The sequence below is a fragment of the Pseudomonas sp. 1121_17 genome, from assembly GCF_052850745.1.
Map to the genome: position 1 here is coordinate 671438 of NZ_VXCX01000001.1, position 14849 is coordinate 686286.

The window sequence follows — 14849 nt, forward strand, 5'->3', positions numbered from 1 at the left end:
GACCGCGCCCTCAGTCGTTTTTTTACACCCGCGAAATATAAAGTTTAGTGGAGGCGCCGATGCCAGGGGTTGCCGGGCGCTCCGGCCGTCGCCCAAAACCCACGGCCCAGAAGGCGTTGGCCGGAAATCCCGGCAAGCGCAAGCTGAACAAGGACGAACCCGATTTCGCTCTGGTTACCAACGTTGATGCGCCGGAATGGCTGTGCGAACACGCCACCCGCGTGTGGCAAATGCTGGTGCCCGAACTGCTCAGGGCCAAGGTTCTTGCGCTCACAGACCTGCACAACGTCGAGGCATTTTGCACGGCGTATGGCAACTGGCGGGCGGCGCAAGAGTCTGTCCGCGAACATGGCATCGTTGTCGCGGGCGCTTCAGGTGGTCCAGTTAAAAACCCAGCACTGACCGCAGCGAATGAAGCGATGCGCCAGATGGTCACCTTTGGCTCAATGCTGGGGCTCGACCCGGCCAGCCGCACGCGGATCATCGGCGGCAACAAGCAAAAATCCACCAACGAGTTTGCAGCCCTACTGAGTAGCTGATGGCCAGAGCCAAGTTCACCAATGTCGACAAGGCAATGGCTTGGGCGAGGTCCGTTCTCAAAGGCAAGTTTCCGGCCTGTCGTTACATCCATCAGGCGATTGAGCGGCACTTTGACGACGTAGCGGCCAGCCGGTCAAAGGTCTACCCCTACAAGTTCGACCCGGCCAAGGCCGAGAAGAAGCTGCGGCTGATGCAGCTGCTGCCACACACGAAAGGCGAGTGGGCGTTCAAGCGTCAGCTGATCACCCTTGAGCCCTGGCAGTTGTTCGGCCTGGCCTGCACCTTCGGCTGGGTGCGGAAGAAGGGCGGCTACCGACGCTTTCGCGAAAGCTACTGGGAGGTGCCCCGCAAGAACGGCAAGTCGGTGATCGCCGCTGGCGTCGGCATCAGCATGTTCACCGCTGACAACGAGTTCGGCGCCGAGGTCTACTCCGGCGCAACCACCGAGAAGCAGGCGTGGGAAGTGTTCCGGCCGGCCCGTCTGATGGTCAGCCGTTCGCCCATGTTGATCGAGGCGGCAGGCATCGAGGTCAACGCCTCGAACCTGAACATCCCGTCCAACGGCAGCCGCTTCGAGCCGCTGATCGGTAACCCGGGTGACGGCGCATCGCCGTCCTGCGCGATCATCGACGAATTCCACGAGCACGACACCGCGGCCCAGTACGACACCATGCTGACTGGTATGGGCGCCCGCCGGCAGCCGTTGATGTTCATCATCACCACTGCGGGCGCGGACATCGAAGGCCCTTGCTACGACAAGCGGCGCCAAGTCATCGAGATGCTCAATGGCACGGTGCCGGACGACGAGCTGTTCGGCTACATCTGGACGCTCGATGAAGGCGACGACTGGACAGACCCGAAGAACCTGGCCAAGGCCAACCCCTGCATGGGGGTTTCGGTTTTCCAGGAATATCTGGAGAGCCAGCTGGCGAGGGCGATCCGCTCTGCGCGATTCACCAACACGTTCAAGACCAAGCACCTCAACCTCTGGGTGAGCGCGAAGACCGGCTTCTTCAACATGGAGAGCTGGAAGGCCTGCGAGGACAAGACGCTCACGCTTGAGCAGTTCGAAGGGCAGGAGTGGATCGCCGGATTCGACCTGGCGCGCAAGCTCGACATGAACTCGCGCGCGCGGCTGTTCTGGCGCGAGATCGACGGCAAGATCCACTACTACAGCGTGGCGCCGGCGTTCTGGGTACCCGAAGACACGGCCAACGACGTGGATAACAAGCGGATGACCGAGCGCTTCCAAGCCTGGGTCAACACTGGCCATCTGCACACAACGCCCGGCGCCGAGGTGGACTACCGGGAAATTCTTGAGGACACGAAGGAAGCAAACCAACTTGCGCCGATCACCGAGAGTCCGATTGACCCACACGGCGCGACAGGCTTGAGCCATGACCTGGATGACGAAGGATTCAACCCCATCACCGTCACCCAGAACTATACGAACATGTCCGACCCCATGAAGGAGCTGGAAGCAGCCATCGAGGCGGGCCGCTTCCACCATGACGGCAACCCGATCATGACCTGGTGTATCGGCAACGTGATCGGCAAGAACCTGCCCGGTAACGACGATGTGGTGCGTCCGATCAAGCAGGGCGATGACAACAAAATCGACGGCGCGATCGCGCTAATCATGGCCATTGGCTCGGTGCTGCGCCTGGTGGCCGGCGGCTCAGGCGGCTTCGATAACTTCTTCGCCAACCCCATCGTGCTTGGCTGATAGGAACCCTATGAAAACTGGTCTCATCATCTTTCTGGTGCTCGCTGCCGGCGGCCTTCTGCTGGGCGTTGCGGGCGTCTATGTGCTGGCAGGTCTGGGTTACAGCCTCTTGGCTGCAGCATCCGCATGCCTCGCAGCTGCCGGATTTCTACGCAAGGGGCTGACCGGTGGCTAAATCTCTCACTCAAGTGCTTGGGGCGGCTCTGGTCAAATCTGCCGAGCCGGGCATGGCTTCGAGCGTGGCCAGCTGGGCTGGCAGACGCATCGGCCTCACTGACTCGGCGTTCTGGACCAAGTTCTACGGCACCGACTCAGCGTCGGGCAAGGTAGTCAGCCAGCAGACGGCGCTTCAGCTGTCGACGGTCTGGGCGTGCGTCAGGCTTATCGCCGAGACAATCGCCACGCTGCCAATCGCACTCTACGAAGACAAGAACGGCGCGCCGGCGGTGGCCAGTGCGCACCCGGTCAACTTCGTGATCAGCCAGCAGCCCAATGCCGATCAGACCCCAGTGGAGTTCTGGGAGAACGTCATGGCTAGCCTACTGCTGCAGGGCAACGCTTTCTGCGAGCCGCATATGAGTGGCCAGGCGCTGACCAGCTTGGAGTTCCTGCTTCCGCAGAATATGTCGCCGCCGCGGCGCCTGTCCGATGGGCGCATCGAGTACCGATTCATAGACGCCTTCGGCAAGCCTCACACGCTTACGGACGAACAGATGGTTCACGTCCGAGCGTTCGGTACTGATCCGTTGTGCGGGCTTTCTCCGCTGTCGTACGGGCGCCAAGTGTTGGGCTCGGCAATGGCTGCCGATGAGTCGGCTGCGAAGATGTTTGCCAACGGCATGAAGTTGGGCGGGGTGCTTTCAACCGACCAGATCCTAAATCCAAAACAGCGGACAGAGATTCGCGATGACATGGTCAAGCAATACGAGGGCGCCACGAACGCCGGCAAGACCATGCTGCTCGAGGCGGGCATGAAGTACCAGCAGGTATCGATGACGCCCGAGGACGCCCAAATGCTGCAGACGCGGGCCTTCAACGTAGAGGAGATCTGCCGTTGGTTCCGTGTCCCGCCTTGGATGGTTGGGCACACGCAGAACTCGACCAGCTGGGGCACCGGCATGGAGCAGCAGATGATCGGCTTCCTGTCGTTCACTCTGCTGCCCTGGATCAAGCGCATCGAGATGTGCGCCAACCGCCGCCTGCTTCGCCCTGACGAGCGTCGCCGTTTCTACGTGAAGTTCAACCCAGAAGGCCTATTGCGCATGGACAGCGCCGCACGCGCCGCCTTCTACAGCTCCATGACTCAGAACGGCATCTACACAAGCGACGAGTGCCGCGTGAAAGAGAACCTGCCACCAGAGGGGGGGAACGCCTCCAAGCTCCGCGTTCAGTCCAACATGCTGCCTATCGACATGCTGGGCCAGGATCCAGGCGGTGCCAACCAGGCGAAGTCCGCATTGCTCGACTGGCTCAATGACCAGCCAAGAGGTAACACCCAATGAAACACAAGGATCGATTGGCGGCGGTCAAGTATCGCTCTTTCGACTATGACGTGAAGGCTGTCGGCGACGACGGCCTTTTTTCTGGCTACGGCTCAGTGTTTGGCGTGGTCGACAGCTACAACGAAGTGGTCGCGCCTGGCGCTTTTCTCGAGTCTATCGCCGACGCCAAGGCCAAGGGCCGCACTTTCCCTGTGCTCTGGCAGCACCGCACCGGCGAGCCGATTGGCAGCTGGGATATCGACAGCCTCAAGGAAGATGACCGTGGTTTGTTTGGTGAGGGTCAGCTGTGGCTGCCAGATGCGCCGTATGCGCGAATCGCCCAGCGGGGCATGCAGAGTCGGTCTATTACCGGCCTGTCGATTGGTTACTACGTCCGCGAGTCCAGTTTTGACGAGAAGACCCGAATCCGCACGCTGACGAAGCTCGACCTTATCGAAATCTCCATCGTTACAGTTCCGGCCAACGACGAAGCGCGAACCGACACCATTAAGTCGAAGCTGGCCCACGGCGGGCTGCCTTCGATGCCTGAATTCGAGTTGCTCCTGCGCGAGGCAGGTTTCTCGAAAAGCCAGTCTGCGGTGATTGCCAACCGCGGCCTGCAGCACCTGCTCCGGAGCGAGTCCGCGGGCGACCTGGCAGAAATCGAACTTGTCGAGGCGATGAAGTCGCGCCCGGCACTGTCTCTCCCATCGTTTTGAGGATTCACCATGCATAACGCCATGAGCAACCAGGCTCGCTCCGAAAACCGCCAGTTCCAGCGCAAGGAACACGCCGAAGACAAGGTCCAGCTGAAGGCGGTCAACGACCTGCTCGACGAGCGTGATCAGGAAATCAAGGCCTTTGCCGTCAAAGCGGCGGCCGAGATCAAAGAGCACGGCACCATCCTGACCGATACCAAGACCATTCTGGACGGCCTGGTAAAAGACGGCCTGGGACTGCAGGATCGCCTGCAGGAGATCGAGCAGAAGATGGCCCGCCGCTTCTCGGGCAACGATCCTATCGACGTGAAGTCGGTAGGCGAAGAGCTCTCCGAGTGCGATGACTTCCAAGCATTGCAGACTCGTGGGCGTGGTATCGCGCGAATCGGTCGCAAGGCTGTCACCAACATCACCAGCGCCACCACTGGTACCGGTGGCGTAGGCGTCGCCATCCAGCCGACTCGCCTGCCCGGAATCGTCACCGAGCCGGAGCGCCAATTCACCATTCGCGACCTGATCATGCCGGGCCGAACGTCCTCCAGTTCCATCGAGTACGTGCGTGAAAGCGGCTTCCAGAACATGGCAGCGGCCCAGGCCGGTGAAGGCGCGATGAAGGCCCAGTCGGACCTTTCCTTCGAGCTGAAAACCACGCCAGTTCGAACCATTGCTCACTGGTTCAAAGCCTCCAAGCAGGTCTTGTCGGACATCCCGCTTCTGCAGAGCTACATCAACGGTCGTGCCATTTACGGCCTGAAGTACAAAGAGGAAGAGCAGATCCTGGCGGGCGACGGTACCGGTCAGAACCTGCTGGGCCTGATCCCTCAGGCAACCGCGTTCAACGATGCGCTGCGCAAAGCCGGCGATACCAAGATCGATACCCTGCGCCGCGCGATCCTGCAGGTGCGTGTTGCCGAATACCGCGCCTCGGCCATCGCCCTGAACCCTGTGGACTGGGCCGACATCGAGCTGACCAAGGACGCTAATGGCTCCTACATTTGGGTCAACGTGCAGGAAGGCGGCGTGCAGCGCCTATGGAAACTGCCGGTGGTGGACAGCAACGCTGTGCCAGAGGGTGAGTTCCTCGTTGGCGCCATGAACATTGCCGCGCAGGTGTTCGATCGCGAGGAAGCCGCGGTCGAGGTCTCCACTGAAGACGGCGACAACTTCCGCACCAACATGGTCACCATCCGCGCCGAGGAGCGTTTGGCGCTGGCGGTGTACCGCGAAGAGTCGTTCGTTCACGGCGAATTCGACGCCCCATAACCATCATCGGAGCGCGCCTCGGGAACGGGGCGCGGCATGCCATGCCAGAAGTCAGTGTCAAGACCATCAAGGGTTTCAACAACGACGGCGTCTACGCGAAGCGCGGCTCGACCATCGCGGTAGATGAGCAACGTGCCCGTGACCTGTTACGCAACGGGCTCATCGAGGAATACGACGTGAAAAAAGCTGAAGAGCCAGAAAACAAGAAGGCGCCGGAACCGGCCAACAAGGGCGGCAAGGGCGCGGCCACCAAGCCCAAGGAGTAAGCCATGTCCGTGATCGCCATCGACCTGGCCATGCACCACCTGTTGGCAGAGCCTGACGACCAGGTTCTGGTCCAGGCGCAGCTCGAGGCGGCGGAAGGGGCGGCGATGGATTTCCTCAATCGCCGCTTCTACCTGGACCAGGTTGCGCTCGACCAAGCTCGCGCCGGCGTGCCGCTGGCAATGCGCACTGCCAGGGAGGCACATAGCGCGGCCATGGCGGCTGCTGAGGCCGAGCAAGACCACGTCCTGCGCTGCCGCCTGATTGAGCACGCCCGTCAGGCGCTGGCAGACGCCTATGAGCAGGCCGACGCCATCGCCTATGGCATGGTGATTAATGCCCAAATCCAGGCTGCTTGCCTGCTCAAGCTGGGCCACCTGTTCGCCAACCGCGAGGAGGTGGTAGCCGGCACCATCGCCACCGAGCTACCCCTGGCGTCCCAGCATCTGCTGATGCCATACCGCATCCGGATGGGTGTGTGATGCTGGCCGGCAAGCTCCGTCACCGCATCGACATCGAGGAGATGACCACGCCCCGAGATCCGTTGACCGGTGAATACGGCGAACCCCAGTGGATGGTGCGTTGGCCAAAGTGCCCGGCGCGTGTCGAGCCGCTATCGGCCCGCGACCTGGTTGCAGCCAAAGCTGCACAGTCCGAAGCCACGGGCCGGATGGTGATCCGCTATCGGCCAGGCGTGCTGCCAACCATGCGCATCATCTACCGGGGTGAGGTGTACAGCATTGAGGGTCCCCCCTTGGAGGATGACAAGTCTGGGCTGGAGTACCTGACCATTCTGGTCTCGAAGGGGGTGCGTGATGGCTGACGGCGTCGACTTCAGCCTCACCGGTCTGGATAGCTTGCTGGGGAAGCTGGACTCGCTGAGCTATGACGTTCGCCGTAAGGGTGGAAGAGCCGCATTGCGCAAGGCAGCACAGGTGGTGGCGCAGAAGGCCAAAGAAGGCGCTGAGCGGATCGACGACAAGGAAACTGGCCGCTCGATCGCGGACAACATCGCCTTGCGCTGGAATGGCAAGCTGTTCAAGCAGACCGGCGATCTCGGTTTCCGAATCGGTGTGCTGCACGGCGCCGTGCTCAAGAATGGTGGCGACCTCAGCCCGAACTCCCCGACGCCGCACTGGCGATTGATAGAGTTCGGCACCGAGAAAATGGCTGCAGTGCCGTTCATGCGGCCTGCCTTGGCCAACAGTATCAGCGAGGCCACCAACATATTCGTCAGCGAGTACGAGAAAGCAATTGACCGCGCTATCCGGCGCGCAGCGAAGAAGGCGGCGCCGTCATGACTCCACCAATTGTGCAGGCCTGCCTGCAGAGCTCTGCCGTCACAGCGCTGCTCGGTAACGGCGCGGAAATTCGCCTCTACTCTTTTGGGGAAGCGGACCAGGGAGTGGCTAAGCCCTACGCCGTTTGGCAAGTGATTGCCGGTAACCCCGAGAACTACCTGGCGGGCCGGCCTGATGTCGACGGCTTTACGCTGCAGGTCGACATCTACGGCACCACCGGTACCTCTGTCCGGGGCGTACGAGACGCCATCCGGGACGCTATCGAACTCAGGGCCAGCATCACTCGCTGGGGCGGCGAGAGCCGAGACCCCACCACCAAGAACTACCGAACCAGCTTCGACGTGGACTGGATAGTCCAGCGCTGATCAACCGGAGGACTTATGAAGGAAATCGACAACGAAAAACCCGGCGCCCACATCTTAGTGTCGGTTCACGGCATGCGGCTTAATTTCAAAACCGGGTCAATCACTTTCTCCGGTTTATCTCGTCTCTCAGAAACTTCCGAGCCTCTTCGTGCTGCTGCAGCAAAAACCGAAGCGGTGCAGAAAACTGCTCTTCGTTAACTTCGTTGTCTGGTACGTCCTGTAAAGGCCAGCTGTGTTTCAGGGCGTGGGTGATAAATGCATCCATGAGGGCAGGGTTATACCCTGGCACCTCCCGCAGACCTATGGATAGCGCGCCAATAGCGGTGCATACCCCCGCGCGCATCGCGGCGATCTGATCCTTGAGCTCGCCGATTGTCTGGGTTAGGGATTCAACGTTTTCTTGATCGGCCATATAGCTTCCTTGGTGGGTTTCCAGTCCAGAGAGGCGCAACGCTACTACGAGCCACTGCTCATCCGTTACTGGGGTTACATCCACTCTGGATACCCAGCCAGTTATTTTTATGCCCGCCAAGCGCGGGCTTTTCTTTGCCCGACAGGAGAGAACCATGTCGATTTTGACCCAAGGCACCCAGGTCTTTGCCCTGGTTCCGCCAACCTCTGGCACCGGCCCAATGACTGTGATGGAGGTGGAGTGCGCAACCGCCTTCAACCCTGGCGGCTCTCCCAAGGAGCAGATCGAGGACACCTGCCTCAGCTCCAACGAGCGTACCTACAAGCCGGGCTTGCGCACCCCAGGTCAAGCCTCTCTGACCATCAACGCTGACCCAAACAGCTCCAGCCACATTCGTCTGCACCAGCTGTCTGAGGCAAACGGCGATACTACCCTGCGCTGGGCCGTTGGTTGGTCCGATGGTCCCGTCGACGCCGAAGGCAAGCAGATATCTGTCCCCACGGTAGCCACCGGAGGTGACGACTTCGAGCTGCCAGATGATCGGACTTGGTTCGTTTTCCAGGGCTATGTCGCCGACTTCCCATTCGACTTCGCCGCAAACGCCGTGGTCAGCACCGCGGTATCCATCCAGCGCTCGGGCGGCTCCGCCTGGATCCGTAAAACTGCCTGAGGTAGCCAATGAAGCTCAACATCGAAAGCCTGCGGAAAGCGGGCTCCTTCACCGGACGGCCAGTTGAAAAGGAGATCAGCTGGAGGCAGGGCAGCGATACGATCACCGCGACGGTGTTCGTCCGCCCGCTGGGCTACCAGACCGCCGTGAGCGATGTGCTCGCTGCCGGCGGAAAGCAGGACAGCATCGCGGGACGTATCGCAGCCGCCATCTGCGACGAGGACGGCAACCCCGTGTTCACTGCGATGGATATCACGCATGGTCCTATCGACAAAGATGAGCTGGCCAAGGACCCGGACAGTACCAAGCGCATGGGCGCGCTCGACGGCAATCTAACCGTTGCGCTGCTCACAGCCATCCATGAGGTCAACAACCTGGGAAAGACGACGAGCTCAGCGCCCTTGACGAGCTCTGGCACGAACTCGTCCTCGCCGGCGTCGGCGGCCCCACGATCGCGCAAGCCCAAGAAGCCCTGAGCCTGCGCGAGTTTCACTCCTGGGTGAAGTACAGGAATCGCCGCGGCTCTTTACACATCGGCATGCGGGTAGAGCGTGCTGCGGCGCTTCTGGCATCAATTCTAGCTAACCAGGCTCGTGACCCGCAGCGCAGGCCGCAGCCCTTCACGCCTGATGATTTCACGCCTCATGCTGACCGCGATCCGGTCAACTTGGAACAGGCAATTGAGGATTGGAGCTAGAGGATGATTTGGCCGGGCGCTGGTCAAGTTTTAAATTGGCCCCTATGACTTATAGTAGGGAACCAAGGTGGAACTATTTTACGCCGGGCACTTGATCGGTATGGCAATGGCTGTAGTGGTCTATTTCGTGCCTATGATGATTGCTTTTTATCGTAGGCACGAGAGACATACTTCAATTTTCATACTGAATCTTTTTCTTGGCTGGGCAGGGTTTGTTTGGTTGGTATGTCTCATGTGGGCGATTTTTGGCCACAGACTCAAGCCGTATCCTGTGCAGTATTATAACAAGGACGAAGAGCTAGAACGTCTCGCAAACTTGAAGTCTTCAGGAAGCCTGACAGAAAGCGAGTACGAGATAGAAAAGAAGAGACTGTTGGAATAGATCGAGGCCCGCACCAGCGGGCTTTTTATGGGGGCTCTAATGGCAAGCCGGTCGCTAGGAACTTTAACGCTAGACCTGATTGCCAAGGTCGGCGGTTTCGAGCAGGGTCTCGAAAAGGCTGAGCGCTCAGCCAGCAAGCGAATGAAGCAGATCAGTGATAGCGCTGCCAAGCTCGGCGCGGCTGTAGGTGGTGGCCTTGCGGCGGGTGTTACAGCGCTTGGAGCAATAACCGTTTCGGCTATCAGGTCTGCAACTGAAGTAGCGAAGCTGGCGTCAGTGGCAAACGTCAGCACAACCGATTTTCAGAAGCTGGCCTCAGGTGCCAAGATTGTCGGGGTAGAGCAGGACAAGCTCTCTGACATCCTGAAAGATGTAAACGACAAAGTCGGGGACTTCCTAAATACCGGCGGCGGAGCTATGAAGGATTTCTTCGAGCAGATCGCGCCAAAGGTGGGAGTGACTGCTGATCAGTTCAGGAACCTGAGCGGAAGCCAGGCTCTCGGCCTGTATGTTTCCAGCCTAGAGAAAGCCAAAGTCAGCCAGAGCGACATGACTTTCTACATGGAAGCCATTGCAAATGATGCGACCGTTCTGCTTCCTCTTCTTCGAAATAATAGTGAGGGCTTCAAAAGATTTGGCGATGCTGCAGAAGCAGCCGGATCTATCATGGATGATAAAACCATTAAGGCAGCTAAAGAGCTACAAGCTGCAAACTGGTTAGTCGATCAATCCATTTCTGGAATCACCAATCAGCTCACGGCAGAGCTTCTACCAAGCATGTCAGAGTTCGCTGGGCGCTTGAGTGACTCCAGCATTAACGGCGTACTCGCGAAGAAAGTCACGGATGATTTGGCAGCTAGCCTTCAGGCCCTGGCCAAGTTCGCAATTGGTACGGTGGCCGGTATCCACTTGCTGGGCGTGGGCCTAAAATCCCTGTCAGACCTAGATAACGCCATGGTCGGAGGGCAGGACGCCAAGTGGTATGACAAATATCTTCCGCCGGTGAGGATCTACAACGCCTTCAAGAACGTTGACGCCATGGGCAAGGTTATCGGCGGCACGAAGGCGCAGATGGACTCTCTGGTCACTGGCTATGGCGACCTGATGGCCAGCTTCGATAAAGCGTCGGGTGATGGTGGCACGTCTAACCAAGTGAAAGAGTTGGCCGATCTTCTGGATCGACTCAAAACAGGCGGACCAGGATCATTCAAAGCCATCACGCTGGCCGAACAGGCCGCCGCCAAAGCTGCCGCTGCCGCCGCCAAGAAGCTCAACCAGACCTTTGAAACGACTGAAGAGAACTACAAGCGCCAGATCGAGCTGATCAACACCTCCACGGACAAGCGCAAAGACGCGACAGAAGTCGAGAAGCTTGCCTTTGAAGTGTCCAGCGGGAAACTCGATGGGATCAACGACAAGCAGCGTAAGCGCCTGGAGGGGCTTGCTGCAGAACTTGATGCACTGAATAAGGTGAAAAGTGCCGAGGAAGATGCCAAGAAACTCGCGGCTTTCCGTTCCAGTGCCCGCGAGGGTTACCAGACTGCGAGGAGCGGGTTTGATCAGGACCTTGCTGGTGCCGGCCGCGGCGATGATTACAAGGAGCGCTTAAAAGAGCGGTTGGCGATCGAGGAGGACTTCAACCGCCAGCAGCGCGACCTGGTGCTGCAGCGCAACAGCGGTGATATCAGCGCTGAGCTGTATGAGCAGGAGACCGAGATTTTGAGCGAGGCGCTCGCCGCGCGCCTGGTGCTGCAAGAGGATTACTACAACCAGGTCGACGAAGCTCAGAGCAACTGGATGGATGGCGTCACCAGTGCCTGGGAGAACTTTGCAGACGCCGCGACTGACTATTCGGCCATGGCTGCCGACGCGACCACATCGATTCTCGGCAGCGCCAGGAGCGAGCTCAGTTCGTTCATGAGCGATGTGGCCACCGGATCCAAGGATGCTGGCGATGCGCTGGTGGACATGGTCACCGGATTCGGCAAATCCTTCGTCGGCGCCTTGGCCGACATGGCCGCGCAGTGGTTGGTTTATCAGGCTGTGCAGTTGGTGGTGGGCAAAACTACTCAGTCGACTGCGGGTATGGCTATGGTGGCCAATGCTCAGGCCACGGCCTTCCAGGCAAGCCTTGCGGCGTTTGCGTCGACCGCGGCCATCCCGATCGTCGGTCCGGCCGCTGCACCTGCTGCTGCTGCCGCCGCTGCTGCAGCCACCGCACCGATGGTTGCGGGTGTTGCTTCGACCGCTCTTATGGGTATGGCGCACAACGGCCTCGACAACATTCCGCGAGAGGGCACCTGGTTGCTCGACGGCGGCGAGCGGGTTCTAAATCCGAACCAGAACCGCGATCTCACCCAGTATCTGCGTAATGCAGATGATGCTGGCGCTGGCAGCGGCGGCGGGGGCGGAATCACTATCAACGCACCGGTTACCGTCCAGGCACAGCCCGGCATGAGCGACGACGCCGCGCGCCGGCAGGGCGAAATGATGGCGAAGGGGATCGAGGAGCAGATGGAACAGGTGATCTACAAAGCCACCCAGCAGGGCGGCATTCTCTGGAGGCGGTGATGGCAGAAACGTTCAGCTTCTGCACCCGGGTGGGGGCGACTGGCGAGATCAAGCAGCGGGTGTGGGAGAACGACTTCGGTGACGGGTATACCCAGGCCGGAGGTACCGGGATCAACACCAAAACCCAGGAGTGGTCGCACAAGGCCGTAGGCAGCCTGGACGCCGGGCAGGAATTGCGTCTGATGCGCGACTTCCTTGACCGGCACGAAGGCTACAAGTCATTTCTCTGGACGCCACCCGGCGGCACGCTGGGCCGGTACAAGTCGAACGGCTACAAGCTCGATCCGAAGGGCGCGGGGCTGTTCGAGATTAGCTTCTCCATGAAGCAGACATTCACCCCCTATTGACCCCGCCTTGCGGGGTTTCTTGTTTCTGAGGCCCCATGACATTCGAATCCGACATCCAGAAGCTTGAGCCGGGCAATCAGATCCGGCTTTACGAGCTGGACGCTACGCGGCTGGGCGGAAACATCATGCGCTTCCACGGTCATGCCCAAGAGGCTGACATCATCTGGCAGGGCCAGCTGTACTCGGCTATGCAGCTCGAGGCCAAAGGCTTCGACATCCGTGGCGATGGTCGCCCGGCAACGCCTACTTTGCAGTTGACCAACGAGATCGGCGGCGTACGCGGCGCGGTCACCGCGCTGTGCCTTGCGCTCAAGGACATGGTCGGTTCCAGGGTCAGGGTAATTGAGACCTTCCGCCACTTCCTGGACGCGGCAAACTTTCCAGACGGTAACCCCGAGGCGTCCAACCAAGCGCGAGAGAACCTCTGGTACATCGAGCAGAAGACTGAAGAAAACCGCCAGCAGGTGACGTTCCAGCTTTCCAGCCCCTTGGACATGGGCGGTGTGATGCTGCCCAGTCAGCAGATCACCAAGCTATGCCGCTGGGCCTGCCGAGGGCAGTACCGGGGCGAGGCCTGCGCCTACACCGGCGCTGCCATGTACACCAAGCAGGACGAGCCCACGGACAACCCGGCGCTAGATCGCTGCCCGGGGCGCTGGAGAAGCTGCAAGCTGCGCGGCAACACCCGCCGGTTCGGCGGCTCAATGGGCGCGAGCCTGATTGCCAGTTCGAGGTAACCATGCGCATCAACCAGACATTGCAGGCCGCAATTCGCGAGCATGCTGAACGCGAGTACCCGGCAGAAGCGTGCGGGGTGCTGATCAAGACCGACCAGGGCCGGGCCTACATGCCATGTCGCAACCTGGCGAATACGCCGCGGGAGAACTTCCGCCTGTATCACGAAGACCTGGCGAACGCCGAGGACCAGGGCGAGCTGCTGGCCATCGTGCACAGCCACCCCGATGCAGCGCCCACGCCGAGCATGGCTGACAGGGTGAGCTGTGAGCTGCACGAAGTGCCTTGGGGTATCGTTGGTTGGCCAGGCGGCGACATGCACTGGTTCAAACCATCCGGATACCAAGCGCCACTGCTGGGCCGCGAGTTCGCCCACGGCCTGCTCGACTGCTGGGGCGCCTGCCGCGACTGGTACGCGCGCGAGGCCAGCCTGATGCTGCCCAACTTCGAGCGGGAAGATTTGTGGTGGGAGCAGGAGAGCGGCCCGAGCCTGTACGAAGCAAACTTCGCTTCGACGGGTTTCTATCAGGTGGACGAGCCCAAGCGCGGCGACATGCTGGTGTTCATGGTTCCGTCGCCTGGCCGGCCGTGCTTCCACCCCAACCACGCCGCCATCTATCTGGGCAGTCAGCCTGATCTGATCAGTGAGCCTGCGGCATCGCTCGGCGGCAGCGGGCCATTCATCTACCACCACATGGCAGGGAGGGCGTCGACGCGCGAGGTCTACGGCTGGTCAATGGCAAACCGCTGCCGACTGATTCTGCGGCACAAGGACTATCAGCCATGAAGCGCAAGGTGAAGCTCTACGGGGTGCTGCGTAAGCACTTCGGGCGAGAGTACGACCTGGATGTAAACAGCACCCGTGATGCCATTCAGGCGCTGTGCAACATGATCCCCGGCTTCGAGAAGTTCCTGTCCAACGGGGAGGAGCGGGGCCTGGTGTTCACGGTTTTCTCTGGCACTCGCAACCTGTCGCCGGAGGACTTGGACCTGAGCGGCGGCGACGCCGGAGATATACGCATTGCGCCAATCATCCAGGGCAGCAAGCAGGCTGGCATGTTCACGACAATCCTCGGCGTTGTGCTGATCGTCGCGGGTTACTTCACCTTCGGCACCACCTCCGCAGTCGGTGTCGCCATGATGGCTGGTGGTGCTGCCATGGCGGTCACGGGCGTTGTGCAGATGCTGTCACCAACGGCCAACACTGGCAGCCTGCATCGCAACGAGGATGGGAATAATCCCAGTTACGGCTTTGGCGGCGCGGTGACCACTATCGCCCAAGGCAATCCCTATCCTGTGCTGTATGGCGAACGGGAGATCGGCGGAGCCGTCGAATCCGGGGGGATTTATACCCAAGACCGGCTTTAATCGCCGTC

General features: G+C 60.2%; 21 protein-coding genes. 20 read left to right on the forward strand and 1 reads right to left on the reverse strand.

All coding sequences use genetic code 11. The annotated features are described in order from the left end of the window. Positions 1-59 precede the first annotated feature (59 nt). From FW789_RS03175 to FW789_RS03225, 11 genes are read left to right on the forward strand one after another with little or no spacing between them, the layout of a single operon-like run. Positions 60-539, forward strand: a complete 480-nt coding sequence (locus FW789_RS03175) for a phage terminase small subunit P27 family (protein ID WP_446430888.1) — start codon at positions 60-62, stop codon at positions 537-539. Continuing rightward, positions 539-2266, forward strand: a complete 1728-nt coding sequence (locus tag FW789_RS03180; RefSeq protein WP_446430889.1) for a terminase large subunit — start codon at positions 539-541, stop codon at positions 2264-2266. Before FW789_RS03175 ends, FW789_RS03180 begins: the two co-directional genes overlap by 1 nt. 10 nt (positions 2267-2276) lie before the next feature. Beyond that, on the forward strand, positions 2277-2441 hold the full coding sequence (locus FW789_RS03185) for a hypothetical protein (protein ID WP_446430890.1): 165 nt from the start codon (positions 2277-2279) through the stop codon (positions 2439-2441). Further along, the gene (locus FW789_RS03190) at positions 2434-3768 is read left to right on the forward strand and encodes a phage portal protein (RefSeq protein ID WP_446430891.1); all 1335 of its coding nucleotides are present in this window, start codon (positions 2434-2436) and stop codon (positions 3766-3768) included. Before FW789_RS03185 ends, FW789_RS03190 begins: the two co-directional genes overlap by 8 nt. Continuing rightward, positions 3765-4466, forward strand: a complete 702-nt coding sequence (locus tag FW789_RS03195) for an HK97 family phage prohead protease (RefSeq protein ID WP_446430892.1) — start codon at positions 3765-3767, stop codon at positions 4464-4466. Before FW789_RS03190 ends, FW789_RS03195 begins: the two co-directional genes overlap by 4 nt. A 9-nt stretch (positions 4467-4475) precedes the next feature. After that, positions 4476-5729 (forward strand): phage major capsid protein, encoded by a 1254-nt coding sequence (locus FW789_RS03200; protein ID WP_446430893.1) that lies wholly within the window; start codon positions 4476-4478, stop codon positions 5727-5729. Between the two features lie 41 nt (positions 5730-5770). Then, positions 5771-5995, forward strand: coding sequence for a hypothetical protein (locus FW789_RS03205; protein WP_446430894.1), 225 nt, complete (start codon positions 5771-5773; stop codon positions 5993-5995). Positions 5996-5998: 3 nt separating this feature from the next. After that, on the forward strand, positions 5999-6475 hold the full coding sequence (locus tag FW789_RS03210; protein WP_446430895.1) for a head-tail connector protein: 477 nt from the start codon (positions 5999-6001) through the stop codon (positions 6473-6475). Next, entirely contained in the window at positions 6475-6816 is a 342-nt protein-coding gene (locus FW789_RS03215) for a phage head closure protein (protein ID WP_446430896.1), read from the forward strand. The genes FW789_RS03210 and FW789_RS03215 overlap by 1 nt, the downstream gene beginning before the upstream one ends. Beyond that, positions 6809-7294: an HK97-gp10 family putative phage morphogenesis protein gene (locus tag FW789_RS03220; RefSeq protein ID WP_446430897.1), complete on the forward strand. Its 486-nt coding sequence runs from the start codon at positions 6809-6811 to the stop codon at positions 7292-7294. The genes FW789_RS03215 and FW789_RS03220 overlap by 8 nt, the downstream gene beginning before the upstream one ends. After that, entirely contained in the window at positions 7291-7659 is a 369-nt protein-coding gene (locus FW789_RS03225) for a DUF3168 domain-containing protein (RefSeq protein ID WP_446430898.1), read from the forward strand. The genes FW789_RS03220 and FW789_RS03225 overlap by 4 nt, the downstream gene beginning before the upstream one ends. A 100-nt stretch (positions 7660-7759) precedes the next feature. Here the strand turns inward: FW789_RS03225 and FW789_RS03230 are convergent, their stop codons facing one another. Continuing rightward, positions 7760-8071 (reverse strand): hypothetical protein, encoded by a 312-nt coding sequence (locus tag FW789_RS03230; RefSeq protein WP_446430899.1) that lies wholly within the window; start codon positions 8069-8071, stop codon positions 7760-7762. Positions 8072-8225: 154 nt separating this feature from the next. On the opposite strand from FW789_RS03230, the gene FW789_RS03235 reads away from it, so the two are divergent. The 9 genes from FW789_RS03235 (at position 8226) to FW789_RS03275 (ending at position 14841) form a co-directional block, all read left to right on the forward strand. Further along, positions 8226-8741: a phage tail tube protein gene (locus FW789_RS03235; RefSeq protein ID WP_446430900.1), complete on the forward strand. Its 516-nt coding sequence runs from the start codon at positions 8226-8228 to the stop codon at positions 8739-8741. Positions 8742-8749: 8 nt separating this feature from the next. Then, a complete protein-coding gene (locus FW789_RS03240) occupies positions 8750-9217 on the forward strand; it encodes a phage tail assembly chaperone family protein, TAC (RefSeq protein ID WP_446430901.1) in 468 nt (155 codons plus the stop codon). A gap of 2 nt (positions 9218-9219) precedes the next feature. Beyond that, positions 9220-9438 carry a phage tail assembly protein T gene (locus tag FW789_RS03245; protein WP_446431051.1) on the forward strand — a complete coding sequence of 73 codons (219 nt, stop codon included), beginning with the start codon at positions 9220-9222 and terminating at the stop codon, positions 9436-9438. Between the two features lie 106 nt (positions 9439-9544). Then, entirely contained in the window at positions 9545-9820 is a 276-nt protein-coding gene (locus FW789_RS03250; protein WP_446431052.1) for a superinfection immunity protein, read from the forward strand. A gap of 39 nt (positions 9821-9859) precedes the next feature. Continuing rightward, positions 9860-12391, forward strand: a complete 2532-nt coding sequence (locus tag FW789_RS03255) for a phage tail tape measure protein (protein WP_446430902.1) — start codon at positions 9860-9862, stop codon at positions 12389-12391. Further along, positions 12391-12738 carry a phage tail protein gene (locus FW789_RS03260; RefSeq protein ID WP_446430903.1) on the forward strand — a complete coding sequence of 116 codons (348 nt, stop codon included), beginning with the start codon at positions 12391-12393 and terminating at the stop codon, positions 12736-12738. Before FW789_RS03255 ends, FW789_RS03260 begins: the two co-directional genes overlap by 1 nt. 35 nt (positions 12739-12773) lie before the next feature. Then, positions 12774-13475, forward strand: a complete 702-nt coding sequence (locus tag FW789_RS03265) for a phage minor tail protein L (RefSeq protein WP_446430904.1) — start codon at positions 12774-12776, stop codon at positions 13473-13475. A 2-nt stretch (positions 13476-13477) separates the two neighbouring features. Next, a complete protein-coding gene (locus FW789_RS03270) occupies positions 13478-14260 on the forward strand; it encodes a C40 family peptidase (protein WP_446430905.1) in 783 nt (260 codons plus the stop codon). Beyond that, positions 14257-14841 carry a tail assembly protein gene (locus tag FW789_RS03275; protein ID WP_446430906.1) on the forward strand — a complete coding sequence of 195 codons (585 nt, stop codon included), beginning with the start codon at positions 14257-14259 and terminating at the stop codon, positions 14839-14841. Before FW789_RS03270 ends, FW789_RS03275 begins: the two co-directional genes overlap by 4 nt. Positions 14842-14849: the final 8 nt, after the last annotated feature.

Excerpts from the sequence above, each read along its gene's own strand:
- FW789_RS03175 (WP_446430888.1), top strand. The coding sequence starts at position 60 with ATGCCAGGGGTTGCCGGGCGCTCCGGCCGTCGCCCAAAACCCACGGCC.
- FW789_RS03180 (WP_446430889.1), top strand. The coding sequence starts at position 539 with ATGGCCAGAGCCAAGTTCACCAATGTCGACAAGGCAATGGCTTGGGCG.
- FW789_RS03185 (WP_446430890.1), top strand. The coding sequence starts at position 2,277 with ATGAAAACTGGTCTCATCATCTTTCTGGTGCTCGCTGCCGGCGGCCTT.
- FW789_RS03195 (WP_446430892.1), top strand. The coding sequence starts at position 3,765 with ATGAAACACAAGGATCGATTGGCGGCGGTCAAGTATCGCTCTTTCGAC.
- FW789_RS03200 (WP_446430893.1), top strand. The coding sequence starts at position 4,476 with ATGCATAACGCCATGAGCAACCAGGCTCGCTCCGAAAACCGCCAGTTC.
- FW789_RS03205 (WP_446430894.1), top strand. The coding sequence starts at position 5,771 with ATGCCAGAAGTCAGTGTCAAGACCATCAAGGGTTTCAACAACGACGGC.
- FW789_RS03210 (WP_446430895.1), top strand. The coding sequence starts at position 5,999 with ATGTCCGTGATCGCCATCGACCTGGCCATGCACCACCTGTTGGCAGAG.
- FW789_RS03215 (WP_446430896.1), top strand. The coding sequence starts at position 6,475 with ATGCTGGCCGGCAAGCTCCGTCACCGCATCGACATCGAGGAGATGACC.
- FW789_RS03220 (WP_446430897.1), top strand. The coding sequence starts at position 6,809 with ATGGCTGACGGCGTCGACTTCAGCCTCACCGGTCTGGATAGCTTGCTG.
- FW789_RS03225 (WP_446430898.1), top strand. The coding sequence starts at position 7,291 with ATGACTCCACCAATTGTGCAGGCCTGCCTGCAGAGCTCTGCCGTCACA.
- FW789_RS03230 (WP_446430899.1), bottom strand. The coding sequence starts at position 8,071 with ATGGCCGATCAAGAAAACGTTGAATCCCTAACCCAGACAATCGGCGAG.
- FW789_RS03235 (WP_446430900.1), top strand. The coding sequence starts at position 8,226 with ATGTCGATTTTGACCCAAGGCACCCAGGTCTTTGCCCTGGTTCCGCCA.
- FW789_RS03240 (WP_446430901.1), top strand. The coding sequence starts at position 8,750 with ATGAAGCTCAACATCGAAAGCCTGCGGAAAGCGGGCTCCTTCACCGGA.
- FW789_RS03250 (WP_446431052.1), top strand. The coding sequence starts at position 9,545 with ATGGCTGTAGTGGTCTATTTCGTGCCTATGATGATTGCTTTTTATCGT.
- FW789_RS03255 (WP_446430902.1), top strand. The coding sequence starts at position 9,860 with ATGGCAAGCCGGTCGCTAGGAACTTTAACGCTAGACCTGATTGCCAAG.
- FW789_RS03260 (WP_446430903.1), top strand. The coding sequence starts at position 12,391 with ATGGCAGAAACGTTCAGCTTCTGCACCCGGGTGGGGGCGACTGGCGAG.
- FW789_RS03265 (WP_446430904.1), top strand. The coding sequence starts at position 12,774 with ATGACATTCGAATCCGACATCCAGAAGCTTGAGCCGGGCAATCAGATC.
- FW789_RS03270 (WP_446430905.1), top strand. The coding sequence starts at position 13,478 with ATGCGCATCAACCAGACATTGCAGGCCGCAATTCGCGAGCATGCTGAA.
- FW789_RS03275 (WP_446430906.1), top strand. The coding sequence starts at position 14,257 with ATGAAGCGCAAGGTGAAGCTCTACGGGGTGCTGCGTAAGCACTTCGGG.